Raw genomic sequence first — 18,572 nt, 5'->3', positions numbered from 1 at the left:
CGGCAGTGTCTCGGTTCATCGTTATTCCAAAAGAATCATGGAAATTTCTGTACCTTACAACGCGGTCTTGGATCGCATTGATTACACTTCCTTTGACGGAGAGCTGGGGATTAGGAGCATAACGGGGGTTGCTTCGTTGGAGGAGGCCAAAACGGGTGATGCTACCTTCGTCGCCTCGGCTAATTTTGCAGATGAGTTGGAGAAGTCCGCCGCATCGTTAGTCATTTTGGAGGAAGGCCTGGAATTGCAACCGAAGAACGGGCAGCTTTTCTTACGTGTTAAAAGTCCGGCCATCGAGTTCGCCAAGCTTTGCGAGCTGGTGGCGGAGCAGATGTGGATGAGACCGCCACCGGGGATCAGCCCGCTGGCTGATGTGTCTCCAGCCGCTAAGATAGATCCGAGCGTTACAATCGAAGCGTTTGTATCCATTGCCGAAGGAGTCGAAATCGGACCTGATTGTGTGATCGGGAAGGGTAGCGTGATCGCCGCGGATTGTAAGCTTGGCGAAGGCTGCGTTTTGAGATCTCGAGTTACGCTTGAGCGTGACACTGTATTGGGGAAACGGGTACGCATTCACTCGGGCGCCGTGCTTGGCGCGGATGGTTTCGGGTATGAGTTCGAGAAGGGGCGCCACCGTAAGGTCCCGCAGGTGAGCTGTGTGATCGTAGGGGATGATGTCGAAATCGGAGCAAATGCTACAATTGATAGAGGGCGCTTGAGTCCGACTCGTATCGGTGAAGGCACGAAAATCGATAACTTGGTTCAGGTCGCCCATAATTGTGTGATTGGCAAGCACTGCATCCTATGTGCTCTAGTGGGCTTGGCGGGCAGCACTACTTTGGAGGACTACGTCGTATTTGCGGGGTATGCTGCCTCTGCTGGTCATCTCACGATCGGGGCGGGCGCGCAGTTGGCTGGTGAGTGTGTGGCCTATTCTGATTTGGAAGGCGGGAAGAAATATGGAGGCTCGCCGGCGATGCCGCTAATGGCCTACCAGCGGATTCGCATTTTGACGCGCCGCTTGCCCGATCTTTTTAAGCGGGTGACGCAACTCGAGTCGCAATTGCTGAAAGATTAGATTCGTTTTTTCATTAGCAGCTGAAGGCGAGAACGCTTCCGCTTTCTGGAAACTTTATCAGATCAATATTGTCGGAAATCACTTATGACCAAGTCTATGCCCATTCTAACTTGCTTCAGTCTCGCCCTGCTCGCCGTCTCGCCTGCACTCCAGGCCCAGGATGACGTCGATGTGGAGGGGCTGGTTGAATTTGATGACACTTCACTCGATCGCTCGCTCAATGGAGGTGTTGTCAGTTACTCGGAGTCCTTAGTCGACGCGCGACCGGCGGTGGTGAGCGTTTATGCGAAATCGCTGGGGAGTAGTTACTCTCGGGAAGAGTTGCTCATGCAGCAACTTTTTGGGATCACTCCTCGCCGCCAGCAGGCACCGCAGTTCGGATTGGGATCCGGCGTTATTGTATCCGAGAATGGATACATCATCACGAATAATCATGTGATTTCTCAGGCGGACGAAATCAAGGTGCAGCTTGATAGCCAGAAGATCTACGACGCGGAGCTTGTGGGTACGGATCCGAGCACCGATATCGCGGTTTTGAAAATCGAGTCCGAGGAGAGCTTCCCGACGATCCGCTTGACGGATAGCGACGAGATTGAAATTGGCGACGTCGTCTTCGCGATCGGCAACCCGCTAGGGGTCGGCAAGACGGTGACGATGGGAATCGTATCCGCTACGAAACGACAAGATATGGGAGTGATTAGCGGTGGGTTCGAAAACTTCATTCAAACTGATGCTCCGATTAATTCTGGGAATTCAGGTGGCGCATTGGTTGACGCGATGGGACGCCTCATCGGTATCAATACTTTGATCCAGACTGACGGCGCTTCTACGGGCAACATCGGGATCGGATTTGCGGTACCTGTGAATCTCGCGTATTCAGTTATGACTGATCTGATCCAGAGTGGCTCGGTTTCACGCGGATTTTTGGGAGTGGGCATTGAAGGACTCGACGAGGACAAGGCTGAGTTTTTCGGCATCGATGGCTTGAAAGGGGCTTTGGTAAACCAAGTGAACGCTGGGACTCCAGCGGCGGACGCTGGAATCCAGTCGGGCGACGTTATTGTCGAGGTGGACGGTGTGGGCATCGATTCGCCGAACGACCTTCGGGTTCGGATCGCTGCTCGGAAGCCGGGCGACGAAGTGCAGATCGTCTTGATCCGCGACAAAGAGCGGAAGTCCTTGGAGGTGGTTCTCGCTGAGCGGGGATCGGATGGGCGTATTATTTCACATGGCTCGTCTTCTTCATCGTTTTTGAAGGGGGTTACTGTTGAGGGGATCACGGAGGAGTTGCGCGAGGAGCACGAACTGGACGAAGGCGCTGATGGCGTGGTCGTGACAGCGATTGACGCCAATAGCCCGTACGTACGGATGTTAGCTCCGGGGATGGTTATCAAGAAGATCAACGGTAAGGACGTCAGCACCTATGAGGATGCGGCGGAAGCGTTGAACCCAGAGGGCAAAAACATGTTCTTGATCTCCTATCGCGGGGCGAATCGCTGGATCGGCATCGAAGTTGAGTAGACGCGGCCGATCTGAATTGGCTTTTAAAAACAAAGAAGGTGCAGGATCTGATCCTGCACCTTCTTTCGTTTTTTTGACTGACTAGCGGGTGAGCTAGGAGTTTTTGATTTTGATGGTGGAGTGTGCTGGGGCTTTGCCTTCCGGCGAGCTCACGAGCACTGCTGCGTTGCTGGTTTCCTGGGCCTTGCGTTCCGAAACTCCGGGTTCGACCTTGTCCTTGAGGCGGGCGAGCAGGATGTTCGGCTTTGCGTTCAAAATGCTGGTTTTAGCGAGCGGATTGGAAGAGACGAAGTCCGAGGCGGACTCCTCGCTGACGGCCTTAATCGCCTTGGGCAGGCTGAATGCGGTGGCTAGGTCTGCCATCGCGTCCTGATACATTTCTGTTTCGGCGATAGGCTGTTTCTTGACCGCGGTTTTTTCCGCGGAATCCGCAAATGCGACGCCGAGCGGAGCGGCGAGGAGAGCGGAGCAAATTAGTAGAGTTTTCTTGGTCATGATACGATGTAATACTCGAAACGAAGAAAGCGGTTACCAAAAATTTTGCTCCGCGTTTCGAGGGGCTAGGCTTGGGCAAGCGGGCTGCGGGCTTTTACGAAGTCCACAATCGCTTGGTGATTATCCATGTTCGCCCACACCAGACGGAGGAATTCCGCGGGGTGGATGTCATGGGTCTGCAGGAAATGGCGGTCGCCGCCGCAGCTGTACATGATCTCGTCGTTCAGCTCTCCTTTTAGCTTGCCGATCGCCTTTTGGATGATGCGTGGAAGCCATTGGATGCCGTCGAGAGATTCTGGTTTGCCGGGGAGGCTGGAGGCTTGGATTCGGTTTTCCGAAGGCACGCCTTTTTGGATGTGGAGAAAGTAGTCGCGACGTACTTGCTCGATGGACTGGGCGATCTCGTAGGAGGGTTCGCCGCCATGCACTTGGTCTTCTCCGTAGTCGAAGAAGTCCTGAACGCGCCAGCCGTTCGCTTCGATAAACGCGAGCTCGTCCGCGTCGAACCAGGCGCTCTTGTCCATTTTTCCGGACCGGTAGAGCTCCACTGATTTGGCGTAGAGTTGCTTGAATTGTTCTTGGTAAGAGTAGTGTCTCATGCTCTTCAAAACGAAGGATGGTGGGCTCTGACCGCAAGGTCGAAGCGGCGTGATGCCTTCGAAAGTTTGGCGCGTTTGTGCAGGGTGAACGCCGCGAGGCCGAGGCTTCGTCTAAGAAAGTTCCAAAAAACTTTCGGGGATTTGCTGGCGCGGCTTTTCCGAAGCCGCCCTTCTTTGGGCGACTACCGCTTCCGTTTGCGGGAGGCTTTGCGTTTGGGTTTCGCGCTGGCGGCGGAACGCCCACGTTTGGTCGGTTTTCCGGGCTTCGCTTTTCCTTTTTTGGGTGAGCTGCCGCGGCTGTGCCGTTTGGATTTTCCTTTGTCCGACTTTTTGAAGGCTATCTCACTACCAAGGTCGTCCGGATGGACGGGCATGACCTTGGGCTGGGGATTGTTCGGGTTCTGCTTGTCGCAGAGGCGGAAATCGACTTGGCGCTTGAAGCGGTCGACCTTGTGTACCTCGACTTGGATGGTTTGGCCGAGGGAGTAGGCGTTGTGCTTGCGGCGGCCGATGAGGGCGGTGCCGCTGGCGTTGAGGCGATAAAGGTCGTCGCGCAGGGCGGAGATGTGGACCATGCCGAAGGCGTTCGATTCGGTGAGTTCTATGAACATGCCGTGGTTTCGGACTTCGGTGATGATCGCGTCGAAGGCGGTTTTCTTTTTCTTGTCGAGCTCTCGTTCGAAGAACTCGAGCAGCTTCACCTTGATGGATTCGCGCTCGGCGTCGACGCTGTTGACCTCGGTGTGGCTGAGGTGTTCGGCAACGCTGCCTGCTTTGGATGCGTTGTAGCGCGGTGTGGAATCGTTGAGTGCGGGTTCGCCTCTGACTTTGACCAGGAAGTGGTTGAAGACCCGGTGCGTCACGAGGTCGCTGTATCGACGAATTGGTGACGTGAAGTGTAGGTAGTCGTTTTTGGCGAGTCCGAAGTGGCCGTCTGGGGTGGACTTGTAGCAGGCTTTTTTGAGCGAGCGGAGGACTTGGGTGCGGAGCAGGCGGCTTTGCGGGTGGCCTCCCAGCGTCTCTAGCAACTTCATGAGATCCTTGCGGTTGTTGAGGTCTCCGGTTTCGATTCCCCAGGTCGCCATGTATTCACGAAGATCGTTGAGGCGTTCCTCGTCTGGATCTTCGTGCACTCGGTAGATGCTGGGGAGGCGGTTGCGTTTCATCTCGCGGGCGACGCATTCGTTGGCGAGAAGCATATACTCTTCGATGAGTTGGTGAGACTCGTCGTTGTGGATCTTCTCCAGACGGTCGGCGTATCCTTTTTCGTCGACGAAGATCTTTGTCTCTTCCATGTCGAGGTTTAGGCTACCGTTTTTGAAGCGTTCGTCTCGAAGCTTGGAGGCGAAGCTCCAGAGTTCGCGGACGCTCTTCTGGAGCTTGGCGAGTTCGCCGTCGGTGAGGCTGTTGAGCGCTCGTCCGGTGGAGCCGGTCTGATGGGCCGGGGGGAGCTGCAGGTCGCGGGCGACTTGCAAATCGTCGTTCTTGAGCAGGGCGTAGGCTTGCTTGTAGGTGAGGCGTTTGTTGCTGCGAATGACGGTGTTGGCGTAGTCGACGTCGACGATCTTGCGTTTCTTTTTGTCGAAGGTGACGAAGACTGTTTTTGTGAGTCGGTCTTCGTCTTCCACGAGGCTGCAGATGCCGTTGGAGAGGGAGCGGGGCAGCATGGGTATTACGATGCCGACGAGGTAGGTGGAGTTTCCGCGATTGAAGGCTTCTTTGTCCAGTTTGGTGCCGCCTCGCACGTAGGCGGCGACATCGGCGATGTGGATGCCCACTCTGACGTGCTTGTCGTCTGGATACTCGAGCGAAATGGCGTCGTCGAAGTCCTTTGCGTCGTCTGGGTCGATGGTGAAGGTGAAGGCTTCCCGAAGGTCGCGTCGACCGATTCGTTGCTTTTCCGTAACTTTTGGAGGGACGACGCTGGCCTCCTTGAGGACATCCTCGGGGAACTCCGGATCGAGGTTGTACTTGTGAAGCACGGCCATGAGCTCGGCTTGTGGCTCATGGGTGCGGCCGAGGTTGAGGATGAGTTCCCCTTCTGGGTTTACGTGACGCTGTTCCCACTCGTGGAGTTTGGCTACGACCTTGCTGCCTACGGTGGGAATCGGGTCCAAGCCGGATTCTTCGGGGGGAGGGACGTAGATATCGTGGATGATGCGTGGATCGTCGGGTGCGACGTAATGGAAGAAACGTGTTTTGCATAGAGTGCCGACGACGGTGTCGCGGGCTCGTTTCTGAATACGGATGACGCGTCCGAATGGACCTTCGGAAGCTCGAGGGTCCGCTTGCTTGCGGGGGCGTTTCCAGACGGGTTGATCGGGAGGCCCGTCCGCGATGCGTACGACAACTTTGTCGTCGTGCATGGCGACGCTAGTGTCTTCGGCGGCGATTTGGATGGGCGTCGGGTTCGGGTCGGACTTTTTTCCGTCCGGTATGAGTATGGCCGATCCTTTTTGGCGAAACTTGATGGTGCCGGTTACGAGGTCGACATCTTTGGGAATGGCGAAGCGATCGCCTTTGATTCGGATGATGTCGCCTTTCGAAAGGAGCAGGCGAATTTCGTAATCGAGGTTGCGTCGCTCTTTTTTGCCGAGTCCAAGTTCGGCGGAGATTCCTGATTTATCGAGCGGAGCGTAGTCCTCTGCTTGCAATAGGGCGATGATTCGTTCCCTTAATTTCATTGAATAGTGTATTTGGCCGATATTGGCCTAGGGCGTTCAGTTTATTATTGGATTCGTAGCCCTAACCTCTAGATCAGACTCATCTATGAAAATAGTTCATGCAGCAAGCGAGATGTTCCCCTATGTGAAGACTGGGGGCTTGGCAGACGTCTGCGGTTCCCTCTTTAAGTCGCTGGCCGGCGTAGGGCACGAAGTTTCGTTCTTCCTTCCTGGCTATCGAAAGATCATCGAATCCAAGGAGTTTGAGAGCGCTAAGTTGAAGGTGGTGCTTCAGGTCGAGCTAGGCGAGCAATTTTTGCGTGGCGAGGTTTGGGCGATCTCTCTGGGGAAGCGTCAGACGCTTTACATCATCCGCCGGGACGAGTACTTCGATCGCTCGAACCTGTACGGTACGCGTGAGCGGGACTACGATGACAACGACGCCCGTTTTATCTATTTCAGCAAGGCGGTGGTACAAGCGATGCGTTTGCTGGATATCAAGGCGGACATTTTGCATTGCCACGATTGGCAAACCGGTTTGCTGCCGCTCTTTCTTCGCATGGCGGAGCAGGAGACGGGCATGACGCTCGCGCTCAAGACTTTCTTCTCGATCCACAATCTCGCGTTCCAGGGCTTGTATCCACGTTCCTCGTTCAAGCTCACTAATTTGCCAGAGGAGTTCAATGCGATCGATGGTCTCGAGTTTTACGAGCAAATCAGCATGATCAAGGGAGGTATTTTCTTCGCCGACAAGATCATGACTGTCAGTCCGAACTACGCTCGCGAGATTTTGACCCCACGCTTTGGCTGCGGCTTGGAAGGGGCATTGAAGGTGCGCGAAGAGGATCTAGTCGGCATCGCGAACGGCATCGATACTGAGGTTTGGAACCCACGGAAAGATCCGTATCTGCTGAATCACTACGGAGCTAACGACCTCTCAGGAAAGGCTCTTTGCCAGGAGGCTTTGCTCAATAAGGTGGGGCTGAAGAAGGGAGAAGGGCCTGTTTATGGTTTGGTAGCTCGTCTTACTGAGCAAAAGGGAGTGGATCTTCTTTTGAAGCGGATGAATTTCTTTGTGAAGAACGACTGCCGTATCGTTCTGCTCGGCAAGGGTGATCCGACTTATGAAAAGGCGCTGAGACGCTGGGCGAAATCTCATCCTGAGCATGTCGCGGTTTGCATCGTGCTCGACGAGGAAATGTCGCACTTGGTGGAAGCGGGATCGGACTACTTTATCATGCCATCCGTGTTCGAGCCTTGCGGTTTGAACCAGATGTACAGCCAACGCTACGGCACGCTTCCGCTCGTTTCCGGAGTGGGCGGTCTGAAGGATACCGTGGTTGATATCGTGAGCGATCCGAAGGAGGGGACGGGAATCGTCTTCGAGCCAAATGAGGAGGCGTATGCTCAAGCTCTGGAAGATTCGCTGTCGCTGTACAATGATCAGAAGGCGTTTTTGCATGCGATCAAGCGAGCGATGAAGCGCGACTTTTCGTGGAAGCGAGTTACTGCCGAGTACGAAGCGTTGTATCAGGACTGCGTTTGAATCGAATTGCGTAGGCTAAGTTTAGCTTAAGCCTTGTTAGGGGGGCTGCTCAGGATGCAGAGTAATGGCATGTCTGAGCAGCCCCCAATTATTGTCTGGTTTCGTCAGGACCTTCGCGTCGCGGACAATCCCGCTTTGGCTCATGCTGTCCAGACTGGAGCTCCCGTTATTCCTTTGTTTGTTTTCGATGAGGAAGGGGAGGGGAAGTGGGCGCCCGGTGGGGCGAGTCGCTGGTGGCTGCATTATTCTCTCGAAGCGTTGTCGGACCGGATTGCGGCTTTAGGGAGCAGTTTGATTGTCCTCGCGGGCGACTCTCAGTCGATCCTCTTGGAGTTGTGTGAACGAACTGGGGCGAACCAAGTGTATTGGAACAGGCGATACGAGCCCGCTGCAATCGACCGCGATACTCGCTTGAAGAAAGCGCTTGCTGACGCGGGGCTGCGACCGAGGAGTTTTAACGGAGCTTTGCTGCACTCTCCGTTGCAAATAGCGAACAAGTCCGGAAAACCGTTTCGCGTCTTTACGCCCTTCTGGAAGCATCTGCGTTCGATCGCTGTGCGTGAGATCTTGCCGGAACCAAAGAAGCTAGAGAGTCATGGCTTTGAAACGCTTGGGAGCGAGATCGAATCGTTGGAGCTTCTGCCGAAATTGGATTGGGCGGATGGCTTTGGTAGTGTTTGGACGCCTGGCGAGGCGGGAGCGAAGGCTTTGTTTGAAGGGTTTGTAGAGAGGGGGATCGCTCGTTATGCGGAGGGGCGTGATTTTCCGAATGAGGATGCTGTTTCACGACTTTCTCCACATCTGCACTTTGGCGAAATTTCTCCGGTGCAGATTTGGCGTATGTTGAGTCTGGAGGAACATGAGCCGTTTTTGAGGCAATTGGTTTGGCGGGAGTTTTCGGCTCACTTGCTGTATCATTTTCCGGATACGACAGAGGAACCTTTGAACTCTGCGTTTTCGAGATTTCCGTGGGAATTTAAGGGCGACTGGGCTGAAGCTTGGCGGAGAGGGCGTACGGGGTATCCCATCGTTGACGCTGGGATGCGGGAGCTTTGGAAAACGGGAACCATGCACAATCGGGTGCGGATGGTGGCGGCTTCATTTCTTGTTAAGCACTTGCTTCAGCCATGGCAGGTGGGGGCTGCTTGGTTTTGGGATACCTTGCTCGACGCTGATTTGGCGAACAACACGATGGGGTGGCAATGGGTGGCTGGTTGCGGGGCGGATGCGGCTCCGTACTTCAGGATTTTTAATCCGATTGGCCAAGGGGAACGGTTTGACCCGAGTGGTGAGTACACGCGGCGATGGGTTCCTGAGTTGGCTGGATTGCCAGACAAGTTCCTTTTCAAGCCGTGGGAGGCTCCGGCTGACGTTTTGGAGGCTGCTGGTGTCGTTTTAGGCGTTAATTATCCTTTGCCGATCGTTAGTCATCCGGAGGCTCGCGTTAGAGCTTTGGAGGCCTATGCTCGGATGAAGGAAAATGAAGTTTGAAAAACGAAGTCGCGTACCCGCATCTGCCAAGGAACTGTTCGATTGGCATGGCCGGAAGGGCGCGTTCACTCGGCTAGCTCCTCCTTGGCAGACGTTGGAGGTGCTGCGGGAGGATCCTGGTCTGGAAGTTGGGAAAAGGGTGGAACTGAATGTAAGTACTCCTCTTGGGAAGAAGCGCTGGAACGCAGTGCATGTGGAGTGTGAAGACGGTAAAGGGTTCACGGATACGCAGGAAAAGGGGCCGTTTAAATCCTGGAGGCATGAGCACCGGTTCGTACCCGTGAGTGAGGGTGAAAGTGAATTGCGTGATGTGATCGAGTTTGAGCTTCCGTTTGGTGGCTTAGGGAAGAGTTATGTGCTGAAGCAGTTGCAGAGGAGTTTTGATTATCGTCACTGGATTACGAAACGGGATTTGGAATTGGGTAAGCTTTTGCCGGAGTCTCGGCCCATGAGGGTCGCGATCACTGGGGGTAGTGGTTTTCTGGGGACGCAGTTGCGTGCCCTGCTTGGGGGACTTGGGCACGAGGTGTTTGTTGTGACTCGGCGTGGGCGTGACGAAAACGATATCGTGTGGAATCCGTATCGAGGTGAGATTGACAGGGGGGCGATGGAGGGAATGGATGCGGTGATCCACCTTGCGGGCGAGAACTTGAGCTCTGGGCGATGGACGGAAGAGCGTAAAAAGCGGCTTTGGTCTAGTCGGGTGGATTCAACTCGCTTCCTGGTAGATGTGATGGGGACGTTGAAATCTCCGCCCGGCGTTTTTCTCAGTGGATCGGGTGTGGGAATATATGGGAATGATCCTGAAGCGGAACGAACCGAATGCTCAAATCCGGGAGATGGTTTTCTAGCTGAATTGTGCAAGGCTTGGGAGAAAGAGGCAATCCGTGCTGAGTCGTTGGATACGCGTGTTTGTTTGCTTCGGACTGGAGTGGTGATCGATCCGCGAGGGGGTGCGTTGCAAAAGATGCTGCCAGCGTTTCGCCTTGGTTTAGGAGGTCCGTTGGGGAGCGGCAGACAGTGGTTTCCGTGGATCTCTGTCGAGGATTGGATTGGTGCTGTTGGCTGGCTGTTGTCTGATTCGCGGGCTCGAGGGGCGGTTAATCTCGTTGCTCCGGAGGCAATGCGTCAAGGTGAGTTCGCTCGCTGTTTGGGGCGTGGGGTGAGACGGCCAGCTATGCTTCCTGCTCCTGCATTGGCGCTGAAAGGCGCGTTGGGTGAGATGGCGGATGAGGCGTTGTTGTCGAGTTGTCGGGTAAAGCCGGAGATTCTGGATTCGCTAGGATATTCCTTTGTGGATCCGGAGCTCAGTGGGCTATTGACTCGTGTTCTTTGAACGTCGGGGCGATTTCCTAGGAACTGTATTGGGGACGCCTGCTTTGGTCTAGGCTGTTTCTGATGTAGGGAGGAGCGCTAGTACGGGCCTAGAATGTGAGTAGCGTTGAGGGGAGGCTAGGCCTATCACTCGATTGCGGTTCAAGGGTGTTTTTTGATACTGTTTCCTTTTTGCGGATTTTGGGGATCCGTGTGGATTTGGGACTAAGGATGAATACAACGACGGTAGGAAAGGGTAACGTAAATCAGCAGCGGAGCATGGGAGGGGCTATTGCTATGGTTGTGCTTCTGCTTGCGTTGGCAGTAGGCATTGTGAGTTTTATCGCTCCCAATTTTTGGTCGGATGCGACGGGCGTTGTGGCTGTGGTAGCATTCGGCTTGGTGTTTGTTGCGACTGTCTTTACGGCGATGAGGAATGCTGCAGCCAATAGTGTTCTTTCGACTCGAGAGGCTCGGAAAATTGAGGATAGCAAGAAGCTATACTTAGACTCTCGCCTTCAGTCGTTTCGAGAGGAGAGAGAGCGTATCGAAAAAAAGGCTACAGACCTGTACGAGCAGGCGATGAAGGACTCGTCGCGGCGATTCAATGAAATCGTAGTCGCGAGTCGCGTCGCTCTTGATCGCATTGCATGTGATGTTGCGGAGTGCTCTAAGTTGGAAAAGGATCAGAGCCAGAGCGAGGTGGCGGAGGAGTGGCACCAAGTCATAGATGAGCAATGGGCAGAATGGGCCAATGACCTTGGATATGTCGGAACTTCTGAGATCGAGAAGCGAGTTCAAATGGCTAGCGAATCCTGGCGAGCTTACGATGGCATGAGTGCGAGCCGGTTTCGCGAGCTTGGGCTGAGTCAGGATGGGGAGAGTTCGTCGTTGAACTTGGCCCAGTCTATCTCTCGCTTGCGTATGGAAGCCGTCAACGAGCTCATGGCTGGGTACTCTAGTGTCGTTGAGAGTTTTCTTTGGGTTTACGAGCGTGAGCGTGAGTGGATTAGCCAAGTGGTTTTCCAGTCGATATTACTTTTGAGGGAGGTTGGAAAGGAGAACGTGACGCTGGCGGATACGAATATGAATGAGCGTCTGATCCGCCTGAAGCTCGTGTTTGGTCTGGTCGTTTGCTTGGGAGATTCGATCAAGAGTGAGTCGTCCAGTTCGGAAGATGGAGAGGCTCGGCGCAGCAAAGTTGTGCGTACTTGCATTAATCTGAGTATTCTCGGGGAAATGCCCACTTGGTTCTCTGAAGTGGGGCTTTTGGAGTCGGGGGATGTTGTTGGGAATCAGTCGGAGGGGGCTGAGCGCGATAGGGATTTAACCGCGTCTCTGTAATGTTGACTAAACAAAGTAAGAAACCCATATAAGCCGCTCTATGGCAAAAGCATTCCCTAACGTTACTGCCGCTATCGGCAATACCCCACTGATCAAACTCAACCGCCTGACAGAAGGCTGTGTTGCAGACGTTTACGTCAAATGTGAATTTTTCAACCCGCTCTCCAGCGTTAAGGACCGTATCGGCAAGGCGATGATCGAAGCCGCGGAAGAGGCGGGCAAGCTGAGCGAAGGCAGCATCATCGTCGAGCCGACCTCGGGCAATACCGGGATTGCGCTTGCGTTCGTGGCTGCGGCCAAGGGTTACAAGCTCATTCTCACCATGCCTGAGACAATGTCCATGGAGCGTCGCGTGCTTCTGAAAATGCTAGGTGCTGAACTCGTTTTGACGCCAGGTCCGAAGGGAATGCCGGGAGCGATCGCGCGTGCGAATGAGCTTCTTGAGGAATACGGCGAAAAGGCGTTCATGCCGCAGCAGTTCGAGAACCCGGCCAATCCGGAAGTGCATCGTCAAACGACCGCGGAGGAGATTTGGGAGGCGTCTGAGGGCAAGATCGATGCGTTTGTTGCCGGTGTGGGTACTGGTGGTACGATTACTGGCGTGTCCGAGGTGATCAAGGGCCGCAAGGAGCTTTTGACTGTTGCGGTCGAGCCAGCGAACAGCCCGGTGATTTCCGGTGGTTCTCCAGGTCCTCACAAGATCCAGGGTATCGGTGCAGGGTTCATCCCGAAGAACTGCAACAAGGAGATCATCGATGACGTGATCACAGTTGAGAACGAAGACGCGTTCCAGACTGCGCAGGATATGGCTCTCAAGGAGGGGATCAGCGTTGGTATCTCTTCCGGCGCGAACGTTTGGGCGGCAGTTCAGCTCGCGAAGCGTCCGGAGATGGCGGGCAAGACGATCGTCACGATCGCGGCAAGTTCCGGTGAGCGCTACATCTCCACTCCGCTCGGCGAAAAGGCGCGTAGCGAAGTTGCGAACGCGACGGCTTAAGCTGCTTTAAAGGGTCGCGGCCGCTGTTTGCAGCGGTCACGAGTTTGTCCGCTGGGGACAGCGGACGCTACCTGTGAAAGGCATCTATTGATTTTTTGGCGGGCTTCCTGTTTGGTCGGGAAGTCCGCTTTTTTGTGTTTTGAAGTTTCCCCGAATTTTGACCCAGGCCTATGAGGCTGCCCTTGAAGTCGCGTTCCCGAGTCAGTGCGTTGGCTGTGGCGGTGCGGTGGAAGAATCGGAGTATGCTGGGATCTGCAGGGGGTGTTCTCCCTCGCTGCAACTGATCGCTGATCCCAAGTGTTTGACCTGCGGTTTTCCGTTTTTTGGCGAGACGGAATCCAGGGAGCATTGCATGCACTGCGAGCATCTGCTGGCGGAGTTTAGGCAGGGGAGTTCGATGGCTTTGTTTCGAGGGCCGTTGAGGGAATTGCTTTACGCCCTGAAGTATAGAAACGGGTTGTGGGCATTGCGGGACATTCGGCGACTTGCGGACAGGGTTGTTGGTTTGCCGGGATATGTAAAAGACGCGGTGTTGGTGCCGGTGCCTTTGCATCCCAGAAAGTTGAGGGAGCGGGGGTACAATCAGAGCGAGCTGATCGTTGCTGAGCTTGTTTCGCTGTTCCCGTCCTGCGCTTCGGGAGATGTGCTCGAACGCTCCTTGGATACCGTTTCCCAGACTCAATTCGACAGGCGGCAGCGGATTCGGAACCTCAAAAATGCCTTTTCATTGCGCCAAAACCGTGCCATAGACCCGGCCCAACGCTATATTATCGTAGATGACGTCTTTACCACAGGTTCCACTGTCAATGCATGCGCCGCGACTCTGCGACGTGCGGGAGCTCGTGCGATAGACGTTCTCACTGTAGGGCACGGCTAAGCTGAATTTGGCGACCCGAAATCAATTAAACTCATTGCTCAATCACCATGGCGCTATTCCAGAAACCGAAGTATTCGACCGTAATCGTTAAGAAGAAGGACATTCCGCAAGGCATGTGGAAGAAGTGTCCTCTATCCGGCGAAATCATCTACAACAAGGAGCTGGAGCAAAACCAGAATGTCGTCGCCAAGAGCGGCTACCATTTTCCGATCACCGCTCGCAAGCGGATCGGGCATCTGCTCGACGAGGGGAGCTTCACCGAGTTGGAGAAGAACATGGCGGCTGGAGATCCGCTGAAGTTCGTCGATTCGAAGGCTTATCCGGATCGCCTGGCTGCTTACCAGAAGAAGACGGGCGAAAACGATTCGATCATCTCTGGCGTGGGCAAGATCCATGGGATTCCGGTTTCGCTCGCCGTGTTCGATTTCCAGTTTGCGGGCGGTTCGCTTGGTTCGGTTGCTGGCGAAAAGATCACTCGCGCCATCGAGTACGCGACGGAGAAAAAGATCCCTTGCATCGTGGTTTCCGCATCTGGAGGCGCTCGCATGCAGGAAGGGATTCTCAGTCTGATGCAAATGGCTAAGACGAGCGCGGCGCTTGGCCGCTTGGCTGATGCGAAGTTGCCGTTCATTTCGATTTTGACGGATCCGACTGCAGGCGGCGTGACAGCGAGTTTCGCGACTTTGGGTGACGTCATCATCGCTGAGCCTGGCGCTCGCATCTGTTTTGCCGGCGCTCGCGTGATCAAGGAAACCACGAATGAAGAGCTCCCGGAAGGCTTCCAGTCGGCGGAGTTCCTTTTTCAGCGTGGTTTGATCGACCAAATCGTGCCTCGCACGGAGATGAGGGATCGGCTGAGAGATATCCTTTCGGCGCTCTACTCGAAGAAAGAGCCGGAGAGCGCGTAACAATTTACTAGGGAGCGGCCGAGGTCGCTCCTTCTTTTTTGTCATGCCAGAGCTTAGCTCCTACGAGATTACCCGCGATTGGCTGTATTCGCTGAAGAACCGCGGATCGAAATATGGAATCGACCGAATGGTGCGGTTCGCAGAGGTGCTAGGGCATCCGGAACGTAACTATCCCTGCATCCATGTGGCGGGGACCAATGGCAAGGGGTCGACTTGTGCGATGCTGGAGCGCGTTTTTCGTGACCAGGGATTTCGGGCGGGATTGTCGACCTCTCCGCATTTGGTGCGGCAAGGGGAGCGGATTCAGGTAAACCGTCGGATTCTCGAGGAGTCGCAGATTCTCGAGTATGTTAGAGAGCTGCAGCCGCTGGCCGAACGGATTGCGGAAGAGGATCCCGAGCTGCATCCGAGCTTCTTTGAATTCATGACGGCTATGGCGTTTATGCACTTCGCTCGGGAAGAAGTGGATGTGGCGGTTGTGGAAGTGGGGCTTGGCGGACGTTTGGACGCGACAAATGTGCTGACGCCGGAAGTAAGCGTGATCACTTCGATCGCCTTGGACCACTGTGAGATTCTGGGGGATACGCTGCAGAAGATCGCTCGTGAGAAGGGCGGGATAATCAAGCCGGGCGTTCCTGTAGTGGCTGGTTTGCTCGAGCCGGAGGCGATGACTGCGATCCGGGAGATTTGCGATGAGAGGGGCTGCGAGCTGTATTGCGTGGCGGATCGGTTCGGCGAGGAGTTGGAATCCTATCCGGAAACGAACCTGCACGGACGCTATCAAAGGATTAACGCCGCGATCGCGTTGACGGTTGTGGATGTTGTCGCGGAGCGTTTCGGCTTGGATCAGGAGAAGGCGAAGGAAAGTTTGATGAAGGTCGCTTGGCCGGGCCGTTGGGAGGAGACGCAGCTCAAAGGGCGGAAGATCGTCTTCGATGTGTCGCACAATTCGGAAGGGGCACGCTGGTTGGAGGATAGCCTAGCTGATCTGGCTAGGCGTAGCGGAGGAGCGAAGCCAGATGTCGTGATGGGGGTGATGGGCGCTTATCGCGCGGCAGCGTTGGTGCCGGTGGCGGCGAAGTTTGCCAACAGCCTCACCTTTGTGATGCCGGAGCAGGACCGGGCTTGTGGGTTCGAGGAGCTGGCGGCGTTTGTTCCGGACGGATTCGAAGGGGAGGTTGGGGAAGCGACAGTGGCTGAGCTTTTCCCTTCGAAAGGCGTTTGTTCACGGGATCGCGAGACGGATCGGGCGCTTGTGGTAAGTGGATCAATTTATCTGATCGGCGAGATCTGGGACCGTTTTTACGAGGAAAGTCCTCTTGGTCAGGGAGCTCTGCAGGATTTTTAGAGGGGGCTTCCGAAGGGAATTGGAAAAATTCCGAAAACATAGTTGACAGATGGTTCCGAAATTAGATTTTCGGGGCCTTCCATTTGACGCCTCTCTAGCTCAATCGGTAGAGCAGTTGACTCTTAATCAATTGGTTCGGGGTTCGAGTCCCCGGGGGGGTACCAAATAGAAGTTAAGTTTAATCGGTCTCGAGCCGATAAGCACAGTACATTGCCGGCGTAGCTCAATTGGTAGAGCAACTGATTTGTAATCAGTAGGTTGCGGGTTCGAGTCCCATCGCCGGCTCCACTTTCCTAAAAACCGTCAGTCTCTCGACTGGCGGTTTTTTCGTGTTGGAATCGATCTTTATGTAAAGCGGCCTTGTACCGCGATTGCTCGATTTGATCGCGGCACAAGGCCGCTTCCTACAAGGATCTCGCAGGAGTGAAAATTCCCTAGCTTTCCCCTTTACAGGCGGGGGATTTTCTATCTTTGTCTTCGGTTCCTTCAAAGTCATGCAAAAGACCAAGAAATCTATCGCAAAACGCTTCAAGCTCTCCGGAACCGGAAAGCTCCGTCGTCGTTCTCCTGGCCAGCGTCACCATCTGCACCAGAAGACTACGAAGCAGAAGCGCAACCTCAACAAGGACAAGTCAGTCTCCGATGGACGCCAAGCCGACCTCATGCGCGGTTTGCCCCACGGCCTCTAAGTCCCTGTTACGACGAGAATTATTTCGATTGGGTAAACTCTAATTAGGCGACCTAACGAAATCCAATATTAGAAAGCTAATACAACATGCCTAGAGCAACAAACGCACCCGCATACAACAAGCGTCGCAAGAAGATGCTGAAGCAGGCCAAGGGCCACTTCGGTAACAAGTCTCGCTTGTTCCGCTATGCTAAGGAATCAGTAGCACACGCGCTACAATACGCATACCGCGATCGCCGCGCTAAGAAGCGCACATGGCGTCAGCTTTGGATCGTTCGTATCAACGCCGCTTGTCGTGCTGAAGATATGAGCTACAGCCGATTTACCGAAGGCCTCAAGGCTGCGGAAATCGTTCTCGATCGTAAGATCCTCGCTGATATCGCTGTAAACGACCCGATTGCATTCAAGGGATTGGTCGAAAAGGCCAAGGAAGCCCTGAAGGCTAAGGCTGCAGCGTAAGGCACCCGGAGATAGCGTTTTCCGAAGCTTCGAAAAAGGAGCTCGGACATCACATTTTTCCTTTCACTAGAAGGAGTTCGAGTATCTGCTCGGACTCCTTTTTTTTATTTTTCAATCCCTACCATTTCAGGGGAGGGCGGCTGACAAAAAGCGACCTTCCTGACTCCCAACCGAAATCCACCCCTTCTCATGGAAGAAGAACTCAAGAATATCGTAGAATCCGCCAAGCAAAAGGTGGCAGCCGTCACTTCTCGTGCTGGCTTCGAATCCACCAAAGCGGAAATCACTGGCCCCAACGGCGCTCTCACCAAGGTGATGAAGGGAATGGGGAAGGTCCCGAAAGAGGATCGCCCGACTTTTGGTAAGCTGATCAATCAGGCCAAGAACCAGATCCAGGGATTCTACGACGAGGCGCTTGCCGGTATCGAACAAGCCGAGCTCGCCGCTCGCATCGGTCCAGCGATCGATCCTTCTCTTCCAGCTCCTAATGACGCGCTCGGCAGCCAGCATCCGCTGACCAAGGTGCGCGAGGAGATCTGCTCCATCTTCAAGCAAATCGGATTTACCGTTACCGAAGGAACCGAAGTCGAAACCGAGTACTACTGCTTCGACGCGCTCAACACTCCGTCCGACCACCCGGCACGTGATCTGCAGGATACCTTCTACCTGCCAAACGACGCCCAGTTCGGAAACGTATCCAAAAAGGATGACGAGCGTTACTTGCTTCGGACGCACACTTCTTCAGTGCAGATCCGCACCATGCTCAAGGAGAAGCCACCCCTGCGTATCATCTCTCCTGGTCGTTGCTTCCGTCGCGATACCGTGGACGCCACGCACAGCGCGAACTTCCACCAGATCGAAGGCCTCTTCATCGACGAGGACGTAACGGTTCGCGACCTCAAGGCTATCCTCGACTACTTCTTCGAGCGTCTGCTCGGAAAGGGAACCAAGACGCGCTTCCGTCCTCACTTCTTCCCTTACACGGAGCCAAGCTTCGAAGTCGACTTCTCATCCGCTCACTTGGCCAAGCTCGGCAGCGAGTGGGTTGAGATCGCTGGTTGCGGTATGGTTGAGCCCGCGGTGTTCGATTCTGTTGGCATCGACCAAGAAAAGTACTCCGGTTTCGCCTTCGGCATGGGGATCGAGCGCATCGCGATGATCCTCTACGGAATCGACGACATCCGCTATTTCTACCAGAACGACGCGAGATTCCTATCGCAGTTCGCTTAATTCCAGTAGCGCGG

General features: G+C 54.6%; 16 protein-coding genes and 2 tRNA genes. 15 read left to right on the top strand and 3 right to left on the bottom strand.

Annotated elements, in window-relative coordinates; translation table 11 throughout:
* The first annotated feature begins 37 nt into the window (after positions 1–37).
* Both lpxD and JIN87_RS23065 read left to right on the top strand, forming a co-directional pair.
* Entirely contained in the window at positions 38–1,078 is a 1,041-nt protein-coding gene (gene lpxD, locus JIN87_RS23070) for a UDP-3-O-(3-hydroxymyristoyl)glucosamine N-acyltransferase (RefSeq protein ID WP_200357996.1), read from the top strand.
* Positions 1,079–1,174: 96 nt separating this feature from the next.
* On the top strand, positions 1,175–2,599 hold the full coding sequence (locus JIN87_RS23065) for a trypsin-like peptidase domain-containing protein (protein ID WP_200357995.1): 1,425 nt from the start codon (positions 1,175–1,177) through the stop codon (positions 2,597–2,599).
* 93 nt (positions 2,600–2,692) lie between these two features.
* Here JIN87_RS23065 and JIN87_RS23060 read toward each other — a convergent pair whose 3' ends face one another.
* The 3 genes from JIN87_RS23060 to JIN87_RS23050 form a co-directional block, all read right to left on the bottom strand.
* Positions 2,693–3,094: a hypothetical protein gene (locus JIN87_RS23060; RefSeq protein ID WP_200357994.1), complete on the bottom strand. Its 402-nt coding sequence runs from the start codon at positions 3,092–3,094 to the stop codon at positions 2,693–2,695.
* A 65-nt stretch (positions 3,095–3,159) separates the two neighbouring features.
* Entirely contained in the window at positions 3,160–3,693 is a 534-nt protein-coding gene (locus tag JIN87_RS23055) for a hypothetical protein (RefSeq protein WP_200357993.1), read from the bottom strand.
* A gap of 182 nt (positions 3,694–3,875) precedes the next feature.
* Complete coding sequence (locus JIN87_RS23050; protein WP_200357992.1) at positions 3,876–6,377, bottom strand: ribonuclease R family protein; 2,502 nt, start codon at positions 6,375–6,377, stop codon at positions 3,876–3,878.
* Between the two features lie 85 nt (positions 6,378–6,462).
* On the opposite strand from JIN87_RS23050, the gene glgA reads away from it, so the two are divergent.
* The 13 genes from glgA to pheS all read left to right on the top strand — a co-directional run bounded on the left by glgA (position 6,463) and on the right by pheS (position 18,558).
* A complete protein-coding gene (gene glgA / locus JIN87_RS23045; RefSeq protein WP_200357991.1) occupies positions 6,463–7,902 on the top strand; it encodes a glycogen synthase GlgA in 1,440 nt (479 codons plus the stop codon).
* Between the two features lie 69 nt (positions 7,903–7,971).
* Entirely contained in the window at positions 7,972–9,393 is a 1,422-nt protein-coding gene (locus tag JIN87_RS23040; protein WP_200357990.1) for a cryptochrome/photolyase family protein, read from the top strand.
* The gene (locus JIN87_RS23035; RefSeq protein WP_200357989.1) at positions 9,383–10,729 is read left to right on the top strand and encodes a TIGR01777 family oxidoreductase; all 1,347 of its coding nucleotides are present in this window, start codon (positions 9,383–9,385) and stop codon (positions 10,727–10,729) included. Before JIN87_RS23040 ends, JIN87_RS23035 begins: the two co-directional genes overlap by 11 nt.
* A gap of 209 nt (positions 10,730–10,938) precedes the next feature.
* Entirely contained in the window at positions 10,939–12,051 is a 1,113-nt protein-coding gene (locus JIN87_RS23030) for a hypothetical protein (RefSeq protein WP_200357988.1), read from the top strand.
* Positions 12,052–12,091: 40 nt separating this feature from the next.
* Positions 12,092–13,048, top strand: coding sequence for a cysteine synthase A (cysK, locus tag JIN87_RS23025; RefSeq protein WP_200357987.1), 957 nt, complete (start codon positions 12,092–12,094; stop codon positions 13,046–13,048).
* A 157-nt stretch (positions 13,049–13,205) separates the two neighbouring features.
* Complete coding sequence (locus JIN87_RS23020) at positions 13,206–13,925, top strand: ComF family protein (protein WP_200357986.1); 720 nt, start codon at positions 13,206–13,208, stop codon at positions 13,923–13,925.
* 47 nt (positions 13,926–13,972) lie between these two features.
* Positions 13,973–14,833, top strand: a complete 861-nt coding sequence (gene accD / locus JIN87_RS23015) for an acetyl-CoA carboxylase, carboxyltransferase subunit beta (protein ID WP_234033579.1) — start codon at positions 13,973–13,975, stop codon at positions 14,831–14,833.
* A gap of 43 nt (positions 14,834–14,876) precedes the next feature.
* Entirely contained in the window at positions 14,877–16,181 is a 1,305-nt protein-coding gene (locus JIN87_RS23010; protein ID WP_200357985.1) for a bifunctional folylpolyglutamate synthase/dihydrofolate synthase, read from the top strand.
* Between the two features lie 88 nt (positions 16,182–16,269).
* Positions 16,270–16,345, top strand: a tRNA-Lys gene (locus JIN87_RS23005).
* A 48-nt stretch (positions 16,346–16,393) separates the two neighbouring features.
* Positions 16,394–16,469: transfer RNA gene (locus tag JIN87_RS23000), tRNA-Thr, on the top strand.
* A 206-nt stretch (positions 16,470–16,675) separates the two neighbouring features.
* Positions 16,676–16,870, top strand: a complete 195-nt coding sequence (gene rpmI / locus JIN87_RS22995) for a 50S ribosomal protein L35 (protein ID WP_200357984.1) — start codon at positions 16,676–16,678, stop codon at positions 16,868–16,870.
* An 86-nt stretch (positions 16,871–16,956) separates the two neighbouring features.
* Positions 16,957–17,328 carry a 50S ribosomal protein L20 gene (gene rplT, locus JIN87_RS22990; protein ID WP_200357983.1) on the top strand — a complete coding sequence of 124 codons (372 nt, stop codon included), beginning with the start codon at positions 16,957–16,959 and terminating at the stop codon, positions 17,326–17,328.
* 189 nt (positions 17,329–17,517) lie between these two features.
* Positions 17,518–18,558: a phenylalanine--tRNA ligase subunit alpha gene (pheS, locus tag JIN87_RS22985; RefSeq protein WP_200357982.1), complete on the top strand. Its 1,041-nt coding sequence runs from the start codon at positions 17,518–17,520 to the stop codon at positions 18,556–18,558.
* Positions 18,559–18,572: the final 14 nt, after the last annotated feature.

The organism is Pelagicoccus mobilis, assembly GCF_016595505.1.
In the GTDB taxonomy this organism is placed as follows: domain Bacteria; phylum Verrucomicrobiota; class Verrucomicrobiia; order Opitutales; family Opitutaceae; genus Pelagicoccus; species Pelagicoccus mobilis.
Note: the sequence above shows the minus strand (reverse complement) of the source record. Positions and strands in the feature narration are given on the sequence as shown.